Below are 17,153 nucleotides of genomic sequence, written 5' to 3'. Positions count from 1 at the left end.
AAAAAAACCAAGGTCTGACGCTGCTCAAACACCCGAAAACCCAAGCGTCGCTGCCCTAGCATGGGTTCACGCACACGCTCTGGAGTGAACGCCATGCCTTACCAACATCCGCTGTTGTTCAAAGCGCTTTGCTACGTCGACGGCCATTGGGTCCACAGCGACAGCGGCCACAGCGTCGCCGTCCACAACCCGGCCAACCGCACGGTCGTCGGCCATGTGCCGATGCTCGACCCGCCGCAGATCGTCGCGGCGGTGGACGCGGCGCATCGCGCATTCCCAGCGTGGCGCGAACAGGGCCTGGATAGCCGTGGCGCGTTGCTGCGGCGCTGGGCGCAGTTGATCACCGAGCACCGCGAGGATCTGGCGCGCATCCTGAGCCTGGAGCAGGGCAAGCCGTTGGCCGAGTCCCGCGGCGAAATCGCCTATGCCGCCAGCTTTATCCCTTGGTTCGCCGAAGAAGCCCGACGCCTCTACGGCCAGAACATCCCCAGCCATATCCCCAACGCGCACCTGGGCACGATCAAGGAACCGGTGGGCGTCTGCGCGCTGCTCACGCCGTGGAACTTCCCCTCGGCAATGATCACCCGCAAGGCCGCCGCCGCGCTGGCTGCCGGTTGCACCGTGGTGATCAAACCGGCCCACGAAACCCCGTATTCAGCCCTGGCCCTGGCCCAACTGGCCGAAGAGGCCGGCTTTCCCGCCGGAGTTTTCAACGTGGTGTTGGGCGAGCCGCAAATGGTCATGGAGACCTTGGTCAAGGACCGCCGCGTACGCTCGGTGAGTTTTACCGGCTCGACCCGGGTCGGCAAACTGGTGCTGCAAGCGGCGGCCCATGATGTGAAGAAAGTCGCGTTGGAGCTGGGCGGCAACGCGCCGTTCATTGTCTGCGCCGATGCCGACCTGACGCTGGCGGTGAAAGTTGCCGTCGAGACGAAATTCCAGACGTCGGGCCAGGATTGTTGCGCGGCCAACCGGATCATGGTGCAGCGCCCGGTCTACCAGGCATTTCTCACTCGCTTCGCCGCAGCGGTGCGCGCCTTGCGGGTCGGGCCGGCCATGGTCGATCAGCAGGAACAGGAAGTGGACGTCGGTCCGCTGATGCATCAGGCCGCGTTCGATGCGACCTCCGATCGTGTGGCCGACGCCCTGGCGTTGGGCGCTCAACGCCTGGTGGGTGGCGAGGCCCATGCCTTGGGCGGGTTGTTCTACCAACCCACCGTGCTGGCCGATGTCACGCCGCAGATGCGCATCTACCGTGAAGAAAACTTCGCGCCGATCGCCGGGGTGCTGCCGTTCGACACCTTGGACGAAGCCATCGAAATGGCCAACGACACCGAGTACGGACTGGCCGCCTATATTTGCTCCAACCGCCTGGATGTCATTTACCCACTGATCCGCCGTCTCGACCACGCCATGGTTGCGGTCAACGGCGTCAAGTTCACCGGCCACCCGATCCCCTTCGGTGGCATGAAAGCCTCGGGCCTCGGTCGCGAGGGTGGCAGCGAGGGCTTCGAGCCCTTTGTCGAAACCAAATACTTTTGCCTGCACCATCAAGGCCAGTTCCCAGGAGAGTCCGCATGAGCCAAGAACTCAACACGCTGTTCGAACAAGACCGTGCGCATTTCATGCACCCGTCAACCCACGCCCATGACCATGCCAGCGGCGCGCTCAAGGGGCGGATCATCAAGAGCGCGTCGGGCATCCGCATTCGCGATCATGAAGGCCGCGAGTTCATCGATGCCTTTGCCGGCCTCTACTGCGTGAATATCGGCTACGGGCGTACCGAAGTGGCCGATGCCATCTACAAGCAGGCCAAGGAACTGGCCTATTACCACACCTATGTAGGCCATTCGAGCGAGGCGATCATCGAGCTGTCCAGCCGCATCATGGACTGGGCGCCGGAGGGGATGAAGAAGGTTTATTACGGCTTGTCCGGCTCCGATGCCAATGAAACCCAGATCAAACTGGTGCGTTACTACAACAACGTGCTGGGCCGGCCCCAAAAGAAGAAAATCATTTCCCGCGACCGTGGCTACCATGGCTCGGGCATCATGACCGGCAGCCTGACCGGGTTGCCCGCCTTTCACCAACATTTCGACCTGCCGGCAGAGGGGATCAAGCACACAGTTTGCCCGCATTGGTATCGCAAGGCACCGGCGGGGATGGACGAAGCGACGTTCGTGCGTTATTGCGCCGATGAACTGGAAAAAATGATCCTCGCCGAAGGCCCGGACACCGTGGCGGCACTCATCGGCGAACCGCTGATGGGCACTGGCGGCATCATTGTCCCGCCCGCCGGTTACTGGGAGGCGATCCAGGCCGTACTGAAAAAATACGACGTGCTGTTGATTGCCGACGAGGTGGTTTGCGCGTTCGGTCGCCTGGGTTCGAAGATGGGCAGCCAGCGCTACGGCATGAAGCCGGACCTGATCACTACGGCCAAGGGGCTGACCAGTGCTTATGCACCGTTGTCGGCGGTGATCATCGGCGATAAGGTCTGGAGCGTGATTGAAAAAGCCTCCCAGGCCGAAGGCGCCATGGGCCATGGCTGGACGTATTCCGGGCATCCGATCTGCGCGGCGGCGGCGTTGGCCAACCTCGACATCCTCGAGCGGGAAAACCTCACGGCCAACGCCGAGAATGTTGGCGGCTACTTGAACCGTCGGTTGCGTGAAACGCTGGAAGGTCATCCGCTGGTGGGGGAGGTTCGCGGCGACGGCATGCTGGCCGCAGTGGAGTTCATGGCCGACCGTGAACAGCGCACGGCGTTCGACCCGGCCCTCAAGGTTGGCCCGAAGGTCTCGGCGGCCTGCCTGGAGCGCGGCATGATCGCCCGCGCCATGCCCCACGGCGACATCCTGGGTTTCGCCCCGCCATTGATCCTGACTCGCGAGGATGCGGACCTGATCGTCGACATCACCAAAGCGGCCATCGACCAGGTGGCGGAAGAAGTGTTGCCTTAACTGAGATGCCTCAGGGCACCAATCCCCGTGGCGAGGGAGCTTGCTCCCGCTGGGCTGCGAAGCGGCCCTATAGCAGCGAACTCGATTTTCCTGGCACACCGAGTTGCCTGGTTTGGGGCCGCTTCGCGACCCAGCGGGAGCAAGCTCCCTCGCCACAGGGGAATCAAATGGCAGTGAGGAGATAGAACCCAAAAAAAGCCCGCCCGATCTGTGATCGGGCGGGCTTTTTGGTGTCGCTTGGGCTTACTTCTTCAAACCGTAATGCTCATCGAGCATCCCGGGCGAATTCGGGGCCTTTGGGGCGTAGTCCCGTGGCGGTTCCTGGATCCCTTTCGGTGGGGTCAGGCGTTCCCGTGGGCTCTGCGTCGCATCGGCTTGCAGGGCGGCGAGCAGGCGCTGGCGGGTCTGTTCGTCAAGGGCCAGGCGGTTGGCGCCCTCGGACAGATGATCCTGGACTTCCTGGTAGCTCTGGGTGAGTTTTTTCACCAGGGAGGCGGTGCTGTTGAAGTGAGTGACCACTTCATTCTGATAACTGTCGAAACGTTCCTGGATGTCGTCCAGCTGACGTTGGGTGCTGTTGGGCACCGCGTTGGGCAGCAGGCGGGCAATCAGGAAACCAATGGCGACACCGGCAACCAGGGCAAGAGTCGGCAACAGCCAAACTAAGAGCGAGTGTTCCACGAGTCCTTCCTCTATAAACGGCTTTGCTTTACGTTAACGGCTCGGACCTGCGCTGTATACCGCGAAGAACATCGCAATCATGCCAGGCACAGACTTTTAGCTAGACGAGTCGACCCTATTCGGGGTCACGGAGTTCTTTCCTTGCTTATGCGCGAAACCCCTGTAGTCATCGATGGCCCGGTGGGCCAACTGGAAGCCTTGTACCTGGACAGCGAGGCTCCCCGCGGCCTGGCGCTGATCTGCCACCCGAACCCGGTACAGGGTGGGACCATGCTCAACAAAGTGGTGTCGACCCTGCAACGCACCGCTCGGGATGCCGGCCTGGTTACGTTGCGTTTCAATTATCGTGGCGTCGGCGCCAGTGCCGGCAGTCATGACATGGGTACCGGCGAAGTGGATGACGCCCAGGCCGCAGCCGCCTGGCTGCTGGAAAAACACCCCGGCCTGCCGCTGACCCTGTTCGGTTTCTCTTTCGGCGGCTTCGTTGCCGCGACCCTCGGCGGGCGCCTGGAAGCCCAGGGTCAATCCCTCAAGCACCTGTTCATGGTTGCCCCGGCGGTGATGCGCCTGGACGAGCAATCGCCTTTGCCGAAGGGGGGAGAGTTGACCGTGATCCAGCCGGAAACCGACGAAGTGGTGGATCCGCAACTGGTTTACACCTGGTCCGAGGCGCTCGAACGCCCCCATGAGCTGCTGAAAGTGGCAGAATGCGGACACTTTTTCCATGGCAAGCTGACCGATCTCAAGGATCTGCTCTTGCCGCGCCTCTCGAATTGACAGCAGTCTGACAAGCGATAATCCATGACGACGCGTACCCGTATCCTGACTGGCATCACCACTACTGGCACCCCGCACCTGGGCAACTATGCCGGCGCCATCCGTCCGGCGATCCTCGCCAGCCGCGACAGCAATGCCGATTCGTTCTACTTCCTGGCTGACTATCACGCCCTGATCAAGTGCGATGACCCGATGCGCATCCAGCGCTCGCGCCTGGAAATCGCCGCCACCTGGCTGGCCGGTGGCCTGGATGTGGACCGCGTGACGTTTTATCGCCAGTCTGACATTCCCGAAATTCCGGAGCTGACCTGGCTGCTGACCTGCGTCGCCGCCAAGGGCCTGCTTAACCGTGCCCACGCCTATAAGGCGTCGGTGGACAAGAACGTCGAGGCCGGCGAAGACCCGGACGCCGGCATCACCATGGGGCTGTACAGCTACCCGGTGTTGATGGCGGCTGACATCCTGATGTTCAACGCTCACAAGGTGCCGGTCGGTCGCGACCAGATCCAGCACGTGGAAATGGCCCGCGACATCGGCCAGCGCTTCAACCACCTGTTCGGCAAGGGCAAGGAGTTCTTCACCATGCCCGAGGCACTGATCGAGGAAAGCGTCGCCACGTTGCCGGGGCTCGATGGCCGCAAGATGTCCAAGAGCTATGACAACACCATCCCGTTGTTCAGCAGCGCCAAGGACATGAAGGATGCGATCTCGCGGATCGTCACTGACTCCCGCGCGCCAGGCGAAGCCAAGGATCCGGACAACTCGCATTTGTTCACCTTGTTCCAAGCGTTCGCCACTGCCGAACAGTCCGCCGAGTTCCGTAGCGAGCTGCTGCAGGGCCTGGGTTGGGGCGAAGCCAAGAATCGTCTGTTCCAGTTGCTCGACAGCGAGCTGGGCGAAGCGCGCGAGCGTTATCACCAGTTCATCGAGCGCCCATCGGACCTCGAAGACATCCTGCAACTGGGCGCGAGCAAGGCCCGGGCCGTGGCGACACCGTTCCTCAACGAGCTGCGGGAGGCCGTCGGCCTGCGCTCCTTCGTCAGCCAGGTCCAAGTGGCGACCCAGACCAAAAAGAAAGCAGCCAAGGCAGCGCGCTTCGTCAGCTTCCGCGACGAGGACGGGAGTTTCCGCTTCCGCCTGCTTTCGGCCGATGGCGAGCAACTGTTGCTCTCCAACAACTTTGCCGACGGCAAGACAGCGGGGCAGGTGACCAAGCAGTTGCAGTCCGGCCAATCCTTGGACGTACGCAGTGACGACTTGGGTTTCGGTGTCTGGCTCGATGGTGCATGCGTGGCCCAGAGCCCGGCGTTCGCCGACAGCGCCGCTCGGGATGCGGCCATCGACGCGTTGCGCGTGGCACTGAAGCCTGCCCAGGACTAAGCGAAGACGTCGCCCGACCATCGGCCCGAATAAGGGCCGATTGCCATTCTTCTGGGCCATCGCTACAGTGACGGCCCGTTTTTGTTGCCTTGCTAACGAATATGACGCCCCTAGAACGATATCAAGCTGATCTGAAACGCCCGGAATTCTTTCACGACGCAGCCCAGGAAACGGCCGTGCGGCACTTGCAGCGCCTGTACGACGATCTGATCGCCGCGTCGAACAACAAGCCGGGCTTGTTGGGCAAACTGTTCGGCAAGAAAGACCAGGCGCCGGTCAAGGGCCTGTATTTCTGGGGCGGCGTCGGCCGTGGCAAGACTTACCTGGTGGACACCTTCTTCGAAGCGCTGCCGTTCAAGGAAAAGACGCGGACGCACTTCCACCGCTTCATGAAGCGCGTGCACGAAGAAATGAAAACCCTGGGCGGCGAAAAGAACCCGCTGACCATCATCGCCAAGCGCTTCGCCGCCGAAACCCGGGTGATCTGCTTCGATGAATTCTTCGTCTCCGACATCACCGATGCCATGATCCTGGGCACGCTGATGGAAGAGCTGTTCAAGAACGGCGTGACCCTGGTCGCCACCTCGAACATCGTGCCCGATGGCCTCTACAAGGACGGCCTGCAACGGGCGCGTTTCCTGCCGGCCATCAAGCTGATCAAAGAACACACCGAAGTCGTCAACGTCGACAGCGGCGTGGATTATCGCCTGCGTCATCTCGAGCAAGCGGAGCTGTTCCATTTCCCGCTGGATGCCGCCGCCGAAGAGAGCCTGCGCAAGAGCTTCCGCGCCCTCACGCCGGAATGCACCCAGGCGGTCGAGAACGATGTGCTGATCATCGAGAATCGCGAAATCCGCGCCATCCGCACCTGTGACGACGTGGCCTGGTTCGACTTCCGCGAATTGTGCGACGGCCCTCGCAGCCAGAACGATTACATCGAGCTGGGCAAGATCTTCCACGCTGTGTTGCTCAGCGGCGTCGAACAGATGAGCGTCACCACTGATGACATCGCTCGGCGTTTCATCAACATGGTTGACGAGTTCTACGACCGCAACGTGAAGCTGATCATCTCGGCCGAAGTCGAACTCAAGGACCTGTACACGGGCGGGCGCCTGACGTTCGAGTTCCAGCGGACCCTGAGTCGCTTGCTGGAGATGCAGTCCCACGAATTCCTGTCGCGGGCGCATAAGCCTTAAGAGATCGGAAAATAAAAAGGCCTGCGATTGCAGGCCTTTTTATTTGCTGATTCCCCACTTAACCCCTGTGGGAGCGAGCTTGCTCGCGATGGCGATGTGTGAGTCAACATCCATGCTGCTGATCCACCGCCATCGCGAGCAAGCTCGCTCCCACAATGGATTTTTGCCCGGTACTTGGGCTACGCCGCCTGCTGGAACTGTTGCCGATACTGGTTTGGCGACAGGTCGGTATGTTGCCGGAACAGTCGCGCAAAAAAGCTCGCGTCGTCGTAACCCACTTCATAACTGATGGTCTTGATGCTCTTTCGACTGCCGGACAGCAGGCCCTTGGCGGTTTCGATCCGCAACCGTTGCAGGTAATGCAGGGGCTTGTCGCCCGTGGCGGTCTGGAAGCGACGCATGAAATTGCGGATGCTCATGCCGTGCTCGCGGGCGACGTCCTCGAAGCGGAACTTGTCGGCGAAGTGCTCTTCGAGCCACTGCTGGATCTGCAGGATGATCACATCCTGATGCAGCTTCTGCCCGCCGAAGCCGATCCGTCCTGGTGAATAGCTTCGTTGCACTTCATAGAGAATGTCCCGCGCCACGGCTTGGGCGACGTTGGCGCCGCAGAAGCGCTCAATCAAATAGATATACAGATCACATGCCGACGTGGTGCCACCTGCGCAGAACAAGTTGTCCGCGTCGGTCAAATGCTTGTCCTGGTTCAAGTGGACCTGGGGGAAACGTTCCTTGAAAGCATTGAAAAAGCGCCAATAAGTGGTGGCCTCCTTACCGTCGAGAAGCCCAGCCTCGGCCAGCCAGAAGACCCCGGTGGCTTCGCCGCAGAGCACCGCGCCGCGCGCGTGTTGTTCGCGCAGCCATGGCAGGACTTGTGGGTAACGTTGGCTGAGGGTTGCGAAATCATCCCAGAAGGCCGGCAGGATGATGACGTCGGTGTTTTCCAGGCCGCCGTCCACCGGCATGATCACATCGCTGAAGCTGTTCGCCGGTTGGCCATCGGGGCTGACCAGGCGGGTTTCAAACGCCGGCGTCAGGCCGTGGCCCAATTGTTTGCCATAGCGCAGGCTGGCCAGGTGGAAAAAATCCTTGGCTTGCATGAGGGTGGAAGCGAAAACCCGGTCGATGGCCAGGATGCTGACGCGCCGCAAGGGCGTGGAGACGTGCATGGACATAATTCATCTTTATTTTTATAGGGGATAGTGGTCATCAAACGGCTGGATCGTCTTATTTTTTGGCGCAAGTGTCCAGTGTCCCGTTGTGCGCGGCAGGCTTAGGCTCTGTCGGATAAGCCATCCAACAATAACCAAAGGTGCGCCATGATCCCCAGAACCCTGTTCAGTCCCGAGCACGAATTGTTTCGCGACAGCGTACGAACTTTCCTAGAAAAAGAAGCCGTGCCGTACCACAGCCAGTGGGAAAAACAGGGGCATATCGATCGTGAACTCTGGAACAAGGCAGGGGAGGCGGGGATGTTGTGCTCGCACCTTCCGGAGGCCTACGGTGGGCTGGAAGCGGATTTTCTCTACAGCGCGGTGGTGATCGAGGAAATCGGTCGCCTGGGGCTGACCGGGATCGGTTTCTCGTTGCACTCCGATATCGTTGCGCCGTACATCCTTCATTACGGCAGCGAGGCGTTGAAACATAAATATCTGCCGAAACTGGTATCCGGCGAAATGGTGACCGCCATTGCCATGACCGAGCCGGGCGCGGGCTCCGACTTGCAAGGGGTGAAGACCACCGCGGTGTTGGACGGCGATGAATACGTCATCAACGGCTCCAAGACATTCATCACCAACGGCTTCCTTGCGGACCTGGTCATCGTAGTCGCCAAGACCGACCCGAAGGCTGGCGCCAAGGGCACCAGCCTGTTCCTGGTGGAAGCGGGGACGCCCGGCTTCGAGAAAGGCAAGCGCCTGGAAAAAGTCGGAATGAAAGCCCAGGACACGTCCGAATTATTCTTCCAGGACGTGCGGGTGCCGAAGGAGAACCTGTTGGGGCAGGCGGGTATGGGGTTCGCCTACCTGATGCAGGAACTGCCGCAGGAGCGCCTGACCGTCGCCATTGGTGGCCTCGCCTCGGCCGAAGCGGCGCTGCAATGGACACTGGACTACACCCGCGACCGCAAGGCATTCGGCAAGTCCATTGCCGAGTTTCAGAACACCCGCTTCAAACTCGCCGAAATGGCCACCGAAATCCAGATTGGCCGGGTCTTTGTCGACCGTTGCCTGGAGCTTCACCTGCAAGGCAAGCTCGACGTGCCGACGGCGGCGATGGCCAAGTACTGGGGCACCGATCTGCAATGCAAAGTGCTGGACGAATGCGTACAGCTGCATGGCGGTTACGGTTTCATGTGGGAATACCCGGTTGCCCGGGCATGGGCGGATGCGCGAGTGCAGCGGATCTATGCCGGGACCAATGAAATCATGAAGGAGATCATTGCGCGGTCGCTTTGATAAGAGGGTGGCTTTAAGTCCGCTATCGCGAGCAGGCTCGCTCCCACAGGTGTTTGTGTCGCTCGCGATCTAGCGGTCGAACATAAAGCCAGTGTGGGAGCGAGCCTGCTCGCGATTGGGCCTATGAGTCAATCAAGGCGCCGGGTTCGGCTGATCCTTGTGAATCGCCTCGATCCCCGCCAGCACTTCATCCGACAGCTTCAAGTCGAAGCTGGCGATGTTGCTGTCCAGTTGCTCCAGCGTGGTGGCGCCGATGATGTTGCTGGTGACGAATGGCTGTTGGGTGACGAACGCCAGCGCCATCTGCGCTGGGTCCAGGCCGTGCTCACGGGCCAGGGCCACATAGCGGCTGCACGCGGCTTCCGACTGCGGATTGAAGTAGCGCATGAAGCGGCTGTACAGCGTCAGGCGGCCTTTGGCGGGGCGCGCGCCGTTTTCATATTTCCCCGACAGGAAGCCGAACGCCAGCGGTGAATAAGCAAGCAAGCCGCACTGTTCGCGGATGGCAACCTCGGCCAGGCCGATTTCAAAGCTGCGGTTGAGCAGGTTGTACGGGTTCTGGATCGACACGGCGCGCGGCCAGCCACGGGCCTCGGCCAAAGCGAGGAATTTCATGGTGCCCCACGGCGTCTCGTTGGACAGGCCGATGTGGCGGATCTTGCCGGCCCGGACCTGCTCGTCGAGGGCTTCGAGGGTTTCCTCCAGGGGCGTGAAGTCTTCGTCGGCCTTGTGGGTGTAGCCCAGTTGGCCAAAGAAATTGGTGCTGCGTTCCGGCCAGTGGAGTTGGTAAAGGTCGATCCAGTCGGTCTGCAGGCGCTTGAGGCTGGCGTCCAGTGCTTCGACGATGTGGCGGCGGTTGTGCTTGAGGTTCTTGTCGCGAATGTAGTCGATGGTGTTGCCTGGGCCGGCGATCTTGCTCGCCAGGATCCAGTCGGCGCGGTCGCCACGGCTCTTGAAGTAGTTGCCGATGTAGCGCTCGGTAGTCGCGTAGGTGTCGGCCTTGGGCGGCACGGGGTACATTTCGGCAGTGTCGATGAAGTTGATGCCGGCACCCTTGGCGCGTTCGATTTGGGCGAATGCCTCGGCCTCGCTGTTCTGCTCACCCCAGGTCATGGTGCCGAGGCACAGGGCGCTGACATTCAGATCGGTACGGCCTAGCTTGCGATAGTCCATCGGGGACTCCTTGGGCAAAACAATCATAAAAGCAGGTTGAAATATTTTTCGCAATCTGCATAATTGCGCACCTCTTTCTGCAGTGGAAGTGATGCGCCGCCGCCGAAGAATCTTGCCGTTGAACGGACGCGCCGACCCGAGCCCCCGAAAGCGTCTGTATCCGGCTGCCTTTGACTTGTCAAAGTACGCACTATTCAGTAAGATCCGCCGTCTAATTTACAGGGCGGCCCCTGAGGCTATAAAGAATGAAAACTTTTACTGCTAAACCGGAAACAGTAAAGCGCGACTGGTTTGTCGTCGACGCTGCTGGTCAGACCCTGGGTCGTCTGGCCACCGAAATCGCGAGCCGTCTGCGTGGCAAGCACAAGCCTGAGTACACCCCTCACGTTGACACCGGCGACTACATCGTCGTAATCAACGCCGAGCAAGTACGTGTTACTGGCGCTAAAACCACTGACAAAATGTACTACTCCCACTCCGGTTTTCCTGGCGGCATCAAGTCGATCAACTTTGAAAAGCTGATCGCCAAAGCCCCTGAGCGCGTGATCGAGACCGCGGTTAAAGGCATGCTGCCTAAGAACCCGCTGGGTCGCGACATGTATCGTAAGCTGAAGGTTTATGCGGGCGCTGCTCACCCTCATACTGCTCAGCAGCCCCAAGAACTGAAGTTTTAACGGAATAGTTCATTATGTCGGCGACTCAAAATTACGGCACTGGCCGTCGCAAGACTGCAACCGCACGCGTTTTCCTGCGTCCGGGCACTGGTAACATCTCCATCAACAACCGCTCCCTGGATAACTTCTTCGGCCGCGAAACTGCCCGCATGGTAGTTCGTCAGCCGCTGGAACTGACCGAGACCGTCGAAAAATTCGACATCTACGTCACCGTTATCGGTGGTGGTGTAAGTGGCCAGGCTGGCGCAATCCGCCACGGCATCACTCGCGCCCTGATGGATTACGACGAAACTCTGCGCAGCGCCCTGCGTAAAGCTGGCTTCGTAACTCGCGATGCTCGCGAAGTTGAACGTAAGAAAGTCGGTCTGCGTAAAGCGCGTAAGCGTCCGCAGTACTCGAAGCGTTAATTTCGCTTCCGCGTTCAAAAGGCGCCCAGTTCCTCACGGAGCTGGGCGTTTTTTTATGTGCGAAATAAATGCTCTGTGACAACTTGCCACATTCGTAGAGCCCCTATACTACAAGGCTTGGCGGTTTAGCCGCTTGGTAATTACCTTGTCAGAATTGGGGGTTTTCATTACCATTCGGCAAAATTTTTATAAGTTCAGATTTTTACTTAGTAGACGCCTGATTTAACAGGCCACAAAGCTGATGGGAGAGGACTGAATGAGCAATGACGGCGTGAATGCAGGCCGGCGTCGCTTCCTGGTAGCAGCCACATCCGTGGTGGGTGCTGCAGGAGCGGTGGGGGCTGCGGTCCCGTTCGTGGGGTCATGGTTTCCCAGCGCCAAGGCGAAAGCCGCAGGTGCACCGGTGAAAGTGAATGTCAGCAAGATCGAGCCAGGCCAGCAGATGATTGCTGAATGGCGCGGTCAGCCGGTGTTCATCGTCCGCCGTACAGAGGAAATCCTGGGGAATCTGAAAAAGATCGAGGGCCAGCTCTCCGATCCCTCCTCCAAGAACTCGGTCCAACCGGAATACGTCAACCCTGAAACGCGCTCGATCAAGCCGGAAGTCCTGCTGCTGATCGGGATCTGCACGCACCTGGGTTGCTCGCCAACGTTCCGTCCCGAAGTGGCCCCTGCCGACCTGGGTAAAGACTGGGTCGGTGGTTATTTCTGCCCATGCCACGGCTCCCACTATGACCTGGCCGGTCGCGTCTACAAATCGCAGCCCGCACCCCTGAACCTGCCAGTTCCCCCGCATTCCTATGAGTCGGACGACATCATTGTCGTTGGCGTCGATACGGAGAAAGCGTGATGAGCAAATTAATGGACTGGTTTGATGCGCGCTTTCCCGCGACCAAAATGTGGGAAGACCATCTCAGCAAGTATTACGCTCCGAAGAACTTCAACTTCTTCTACTTCTTTGGCTCCTTGGCGTTGCTCGTCCTGGTCAACCAGATCGTCACCGGCGTCTGGCTGACGATGAGCTACACCCCCTCGGCAGAAGAGGCGTTCGCCTCCGTTGAATACATCATGCGCGACGTCGAGTACGGCTCGATCCTGCGCCTGCTGCACTCCACCGGCGCTTCGGCGTTCTTTATCGTGGTCTACCTGCATATGTTCCGTGGCCTGCTTTACGGTTCATACCAGAAGCCGCGCGAACTGGTGTGGGTCTTCGGCATGCTGATCTACCTGGCGCTGATGGCTGAAGCCTTCATGGGCTACCTGCTGCCGTGGGGCCAGATGTCCTACTGGGGTGCCCAGGTGATCATCTCGCTGTTCGGTGCGATCCCGGTCATCGGCGATGACCTGACCCAGTGGATCCGCGGTGACTACCTGATCTCGGGCATCACCTTGAACCGCTTCTTCGCTTTGCATGTGGTTGCCCTGCCGATCGTGATCCTCGGCCTGGTAGTGCTGCACATCCTGGCGCTGCACGAAGTGGGCTCGAACAACCCGGACGGCGTGGACATCAAGAAGCACAAGGACGAAAACGGCGTACCGCTGGATGGCATCGCCTTCCACCCGTACTACACCGTGAAAGACATCGTCGGCGTGGTGGTCTTCCTGTTCATCTTCTGCTCCATCGTGTTCTTCTTCCCGGAAATGGGCGGTTACTTCCTCGAGAAGCCGAACTTCGAACAGGCCAACGCCTTCAAGACCCCCGAGCACATTGCTCCGGTCTGGTACTTCACGCCGTTCTACGCAATTTTGCGGGCTGTTCCTGACAAGCTGCTGGGCGTCATCGCCATGGGCGCCGCCATTGCCGTGCTGTTCGTCCTGCCGTGGCTGGACCGCAGCCCCGTCAAGTCGATGCGTTACAAAGGCTGGCTGAGCAAGATCTGGCTCTGGGTGTTCTGCATTTCGTTCGTGATCCTGGGCGTGCTGGGCGTACTGGCGCCGACACCGGGCCGGACGCTGTTGTCGCAGGTCTGCACATTCCTGTACTTCGCCTACTTCATTCTGATGCCTTTCTACACCAGGCTCGAGAAGACCAAACCGGTTCCGGAAAGGGTGACTGGCTGATGAAAAAACTATTTGCTGTACTGATTCTTGCTGCCATGCCAGCACTGTCCTTTGCGGCTGAACACGGTGGTCCGGAACTGGAAAAAGTCGACATCGACGTTTCCGACAAGGCGGCCATGCAGGACGGCGCTCGTACGTTCGCCAACTATTGCATGGGCTGCCACAGCGCCAAATTCCAGCGTTACGAGCGCGTGGCCGATGACTTGGGCATCCCCCACGAGCTGATGCTCGAAAAGCTTGTGTTCACTGGCGCCAAGCTGGGCGATCACATGAATATCGGCATGCAGCCTGCGGACGCCAAGTCATGGTTTGGCGCCGCGCCGCCGGACTTGACCCTGGTGGCCCGCGTGCGGGGTACCGATTGGCTCTACGGCTACCTGCGCTCGTTCTACGAAGATCCTGCGCGCCCATTGGGTTGGAACAACAAGGTCTTCCCGAACGTCGGGATGCCGAACGTACTGGTCGGCTTGCAAGGTCGCCAAGTGGTAGGCTGCAAGCAGGTCCAGATCGTCGAGGACGGCAAGAAGCAATATGATCCGCTGACCGGCACGGCTTTGACTCATGAGGCCTGCGATCAGCTGACCATCGTGCCAAACTCTGGCACTCTGACGCCTGAGCAGTTTGATGAGAAGGTCAAGAACCTGGTGACCTTCCTGGCCTACTCGGCCAACCCGGTGAAGCTGGAGCATCAGCGCATCGGTACGTATGTATTGCTGTACCTGGCGTTCTTCTTCGTATTCGCTTATCTGCTCAAGCGTGAATACTGGAAAGACGTGCATTGATAAAGCTGTAAGCCGTTGCTGTTAATCGTGCGCGCCCAAGGGCGTCTCTGAAGGTGTAACGAGCCTGGTCGGCCAGGTGGTTACGGGAGACGTCCTCTGGGCGCGCTCGTTTTTCCGTTTTTCGATAATTTCAACAAGCGAGGAGGATCGCCATGGGCGTGACCAATCGGTTGGCCTGTTACTCCGACCCCGCCGACCACTATTCCCACCGGGTACGCATCGTACTGGCCGAGAAGGGTGTCAGCGCCGAGATCATTTACGTTGAAGCGGGCCGTCAGCCGCCGAAGCTGATCGAGGTAAACCCTTACGGCAGCCTGCCAACGCTGGTCGATCGTGACCTGGCCTTGTGGGAGTCGACCGTGGTGATGGAATACCTGGATGAGCGTTATCCGCATCCGCCTCTGCTGCCGGTATACCCCGTCGCGCGTGCCAACAGTCGCTTGCTCATCCATCGCATCCAGCGTGACTGGTGCGGGTTGGTGGATCTGATCCTGGATCAGCGAACCAAGGAACCGGCGCGGGTCGTGGCGCGTAAAGAACTGCGCGAAAGCCTGACGGGCGTGTCGCCGCTGTTTGTCGACAAGCCGTTTTTCCTCAGCGAGGAACAAAGTCTGGTGGATTGCTGCCTATTGCCCATACTCTGGCGTTTGCCGATCCTGGGTATCGAACTGCCGCGGCCCGCCAAGCCGCTGCTTGATTATATGGAGCGCCAATTTGCGCGTGAGGCTTTCCAGGCGAGTCTGTCTGCTGCCGAACGTGACATGCGCTAAGGCTTAGGGAGCCGCTATGAACTCCAGTCGACCTTATTTGGTCCGCGCGCTCTATGAGTGGATTGTGGACAACGATTGCACCCCGCACATGCTGGTCAATGCCGAGTATCCCTCGGTCCAGGTGCCGCAGGGTTTTGCCAACGACGGGCAGATTGTATTGAACGTATCGCCGGCCGCTGTGCGTCATCTGCACATGGATAATGATGCGGTCAGCTTCGAAGGGCGTTTTGGCGGCGTGCCGCACACGCTGTACGTGCCGATTGCTTCGATCCTGGGGATTTATGCCCGGGAAAATGGCCAGGGCATGGTATTCGAGCTGGAAGTGCCGCTGGAGGGCGAAGAAGAATTCGAGGCGGACGATGATATGCCGCCACCGGATGACGAACCGCCGCGGCCTAGCGGGCGGCCGAGCTTGAAGGTGGTGAAATAACTGGCGGAAGCTGTCTGCCGGCTGTTTGAACGAATGCCTGTATCGCTGGATACGGGCATTTTTTTTGGTTTTGGTGCCTATCCGTTTTTGCGTTGAGGTCATCCACGCTGAAGATTGTCCTCGAACGATGCACAAAAAAACGGCGCTTTCCCTCCAAGGAAAAGCGCCGCTCTTGTAACTTACTTGTTCAGTCGATGTACTCGAACAACTTAACGATCTTCTGCACCCCAGACACACCCTGTACAAGGTTGGTCGCCTGCGCAGCCTCCTGCTTGGTCAGCAGCCCCAGCAGATAGACAATCCCGTTCTCGGTCACGACCTTGATGCGCGACCCTGGAATGCTGGCGTCGGTCAGCATCTGCGTCTTGATCTTGGTCGTCAGCCAGGCATCGTTCTGGCGCGCCAGCAGGGAAGAGGGCTGCAAGACCTGCAATTCGTTATGCACGGTCTTGACCCGCTGCACGGCGCTGGCCTCCTGCTCGGCCTTGGCCTTGAGGTCGGCCCGTGGCGTCTGGCCGGCCAGCAGCACGACGCCGTTGAAGCTGGTGACGACGATGTGCGAATTGTTGTCCAGGTCCGGGTCGGCCTTGGCGATGTTCACGCCGACTTTGGTTTCGATCAGGGAGTCATCGATCTTGCTGCCGAAGGTGCGGGTGCCGCGGTCATCTTCGATCGGCTTTTCCCGGCTGGCGTTAACCACCGATGTGCAGCCGCTGATGCCGAGGCACAGGGTCAGGGCCAGAAGGCCTAGGCGATTAGGGGTCATTCTTCACTCCCGAACAGTTGGCTGTCGATCAAGTCGCAAAGGCAATGGATCGCCAGCAGGTGGACTTCCTGAATACGTGCGGTGACATTGGCCGGTACGCGAATCTCGACGTCTTCGGGCAAGAGCAAGGATGCCATGCCGCCGCCGTCGCGACCGGTCAATGCTACGACAATCATTTCGCGATCATGTGCGGCCTGGATCGCTTGAATAATATTGGCCGAGTTGCCGCTGGTGGAGATCGCCAGAAGCACATCGCCGGGTTGGCCGAGGGCGCGGATCTGCTTGGAGAACACTTCGTTGTAGCTGTAATCGTTGGCGATCGAGGTGATCGTCGAGCTGTCGGTCGTTAATGCGATGGCCGGCAGGCTCGGGCGTTCGCGTTCGAAGCGGTTGAGCAGCTCCGATGAGAAGTGCTGGGCATCGCCGGCCGAACCGCCGTTGCCACACGAGAGCATCTTGCCTTCGTTGAGCAAGGCGTTGACCATCACTTGGCTGGCTTGCTCGATGTGCGGTGCAAGTACGTCCATCGCCTGTTGCTTGGTGTCGATACTGGCCTGAAAAAGCTGGCGGATTCGCGATTGCATGTCCATCTGTGTGACCTTAAGTAGCGCGACTTATCGGCACAAGCATGTGCGGC

General features: G+C 59.6%; 18 protein-coding genes. 13 read left to right on the top strand and 5 right to left on the bottom strand.

Annotated elements, in window-relative coordinates; all coding sequences use genetic code 11:
* Positions 1-93 precede the first annotated feature (93 nt).
* Positions 94-1,581, top strand: coding sequence for an NAD-dependent succinate-semialdehyde dehydrogenase (locus J3P92_RS20680; protein WP_434648886.1), 1,488 nt, complete (start codon positions 94-96; stop codon positions 1,579-1,581).
* The gene (locus J3P92_RS20675; protein ID WP_434560537.1) at positions 1,578-2,963 is read left to right on the top strand and encodes an aspartate aminotransferase family protein; all 1,386 of its coding nucleotides are present in this window, start codon (positions 1,578-1,580) and stop codon (positions 2,961-2,963) included. The genes J3P92_RS20680 and J3P92_RS20675 overlap by 4 nt, the downstream gene beginning before the upstream one ends.
* 243 nt (positions 2,964-3,206) lie before the next feature.
* On the opposite strand, the gene J3P92_RS20670 is transcribed toward J3P92_RS20675, so the two are convergent.
* Positions 3,207-3,644 carry a YhcB family protein gene (locus tag J3P92_RS20670; protein ID WP_420765439.1) on the bottom strand — a complete coding sequence of 146 codons (438 nt, stop codon included), beginning with the start codon at positions 3,642-3,644 and terminating at the stop codon, positions 3,207-3,209.
* A gap of 147 nt (positions 3,645-3,791) precedes the next feature.
* On the opposite strand from J3P92_RS20670, the gene J3P92_RS20665 reads away from it, so the two are divergent.
* The 3 genes from J3P92_RS20665 (at position 3,792) to zapE (ending at position 6,997) form a co-directional block, all read left to right on the top strand.
* Positions 3,792-4,421: an alpha/beta hydrolase gene (locus J3P92_RS20665; RefSeq protein WP_420765438.1), complete on the top strand. Its 630-nt coding sequence runs from the start codon at positions 3,792-3,794 to the stop codon at positions 4,419-4,421.
* 24 nt (positions 4,422-4,445) lie between these two features.
* Positions 4,446-5,801 (top strand): tryptophan--tRNA ligase, encoded by a 1,356-nt coding sequence (locus tag J3P92_RS20660; protein ID WP_434648884.1) that lies wholly within the window; start codon positions 4,446-4,448, stop codon positions 5,799-5,801.
* Positions 5,802-5,902: 101 nt separating this feature from the next.
* Positions 5,903-6,997: a cell division protein ZapE gene (gene zapE / locus J3P92_RS20655; protein WP_420765436.1), complete on the top strand. Its 1,095-nt coding sequence runs from the start codon at positions 5,903-5,905 to the stop codon at positions 6,995-6,997.
* 179 nt (positions 6,998-7,176) lie between these two features.
* On the opposite strand, the gene J3P92_RS20650 is transcribed toward zapE, so the two are convergent.
* Entirely contained in the window at positions 7,177-8,073 is an 897-nt protein-coding gene (locus J3P92_RS20650) for a GlxA family transcriptional regulator (protein ID WP_434651172.1), read from the bottom strand.
* 243 nt (positions 8,074-8,316) lie between these two features.
* On the opposite strand from J3P92_RS20650, the gene J3P92_RS20645 reads away from it, so the two are divergent.
* On the top strand, positions 8,317-9,453 hold the full coding sequence (locus J3P92_RS20645; RefSeq protein ID WP_434648883.1) for an acyl-CoA dehydrogenase family protein: 1,137 nt from the start codon (positions 8,317-8,319) through the stop codon (positions 9,451-9,453).
* Positions 9,454-9,585: 132 nt separating this feature from the next.
* Here the strand turns inward: J3P92_RS20645 and J3P92_RS20640 are convergent, their stop codons facing one another.
* Positions 9,586-10,626: an NADP(H)-dependent aldo-keto reductase gene (locus tag J3P92_RS20640; RefSeq protein ID WP_420765434.1), complete on the bottom strand. Its 1,041-nt coding sequence runs from the start codon at positions 10,624-10,626 to the stop codon at positions 9,586-9,588.
* Positions 10,627-10,871: 245 nt separating this feature from the next.
* Here J3P92_RS20640 and rplM point away from each other — a divergent pair, with 245 nt between their 5' ends.
* The 7 genes from rplM to J3P92_RS20605 all read left to right on the top strand — a co-directional run bounded on the left by rplM (position 10,872) and on the right by J3P92_RS20605 (position 15,750).
* Positions 10,872-11,300, top strand: a complete 429-nt coding sequence (gene rplM / locus J3P92_RS20635; protein WP_003205365.1) for a 50S ribosomal protein L13 — start codon at positions 10,872-10,874, stop codon at positions 11,298-11,300.
* A gap of 14 nt (positions 11,301-11,314) precedes the next feature.
* Positions 11,315-11,707, top strand: coding sequence for a 30S ribosomal protein S9 (gene rpsI / locus J3P92_RS20630; protein ID WP_003228056.1), 393 nt, complete (start codon positions 11,315-11,317; stop codon positions 11,705-11,707).
* A 256-nt stretch (positions 11,708-11,963) separates the two neighbouring features.
* Positions 11,964-12,557: a ubiquinol-cytochrome c reductase iron-sulfur subunit gene (petA, locus tag J3P92_RS20625; protein WP_305496657.1), complete on the top strand. Its 594-nt coding sequence runs from the start codon at positions 11,964-11,966 to the stop codon at positions 12,555-12,557.
* Positions 12,557-13,768: a cytochrome b gene (locus tag J3P92_RS20620; RefSeq protein WP_305496655.1), complete on the top strand. Its 1,212-nt coding sequence runs from the start codon at positions 12,557-12,559 to the stop codon at positions 13,766-13,768. The genes petA and J3P92_RS20620 overlap by 1 nt, the downstream gene beginning before the upstream one ends.
* Positions 13,768-14,550: a cytochrome c1 gene (locus J3P92_RS20615; RefSeq protein WP_420765433.1), complete on the top strand. Its 783-nt coding sequence runs from the start codon at positions 13,768-13,770 to the stop codon at positions 14,548-14,550. Before J3P92_RS20620 ends, J3P92_RS20615 begins: the two co-directional genes overlap by 1 nt.
* A gap of 152 nt (positions 14,551-14,702) precedes the next feature.
* On the top strand, positions 14,703-15,320 hold the full coding sequence (locus J3P92_RS20610) for a glutathione S-transferase N-terminal domain-containing protein (RefSeq protein ID WP_420765432.1): 618 nt from the start codon (positions 14,703-14,705) through the stop codon (positions 15,318-15,320).
* 16 nt (positions 15,321-15,336) lie between these two features.
* Positions 15,337-15,750, top strand: coding sequence for a ClpXP protease specificity-enhancing factor (locus J3P92_RS20605; protein WP_434560531.1), 414 nt, complete (start codon positions 15,337-15,339; stop codon positions 15,748-15,750).
* A 187-nt stretch (positions 15,751-15,937) separates the two neighbouring features.
* Here the strand turns inward: J3P92_RS20605 and J3P92_RS20600 are convergent, their stop codons facing one another.
* Complete coding sequence (locus tag J3P92_RS20600; protein WP_030139689.1) at positions 15,938-16,516, bottom strand: BON domain-containing protein; 579 nt, start codon at positions 16,514-16,516, stop codon at positions 15,938-15,940.
* Positions 16,513-17,106, bottom strand: coding sequence for a phosphoheptose isomerase (locus tag J3P92_RS20595; protein WP_007928463.1), 594 nt, complete (start codon positions 17,104-17,106; stop codon positions 16,513-16,515). Before J3P92_RS20595 ends, J3P92_RS20600 begins: the two co-directional genes overlap by 4 nt.
* Between the last annotated feature and the right edge of the window lie 47 nt (positions 17,107-17,153).

This window comes from Pseudomonas sp. D3-27, from assembly GCF_051132165.1.
Taxonomy (GTDB): Bacteria; Pseudomonadota; Gammaproteobacteria; order Pseudomonadales; family Pseudomonadaceae; genus Aquipseudomonas.
The sequence above is the reverse complement of the archived record's forward strand: the minus strand, read 5'-3'. Positions and strand labels throughout refer to the sequence as shown.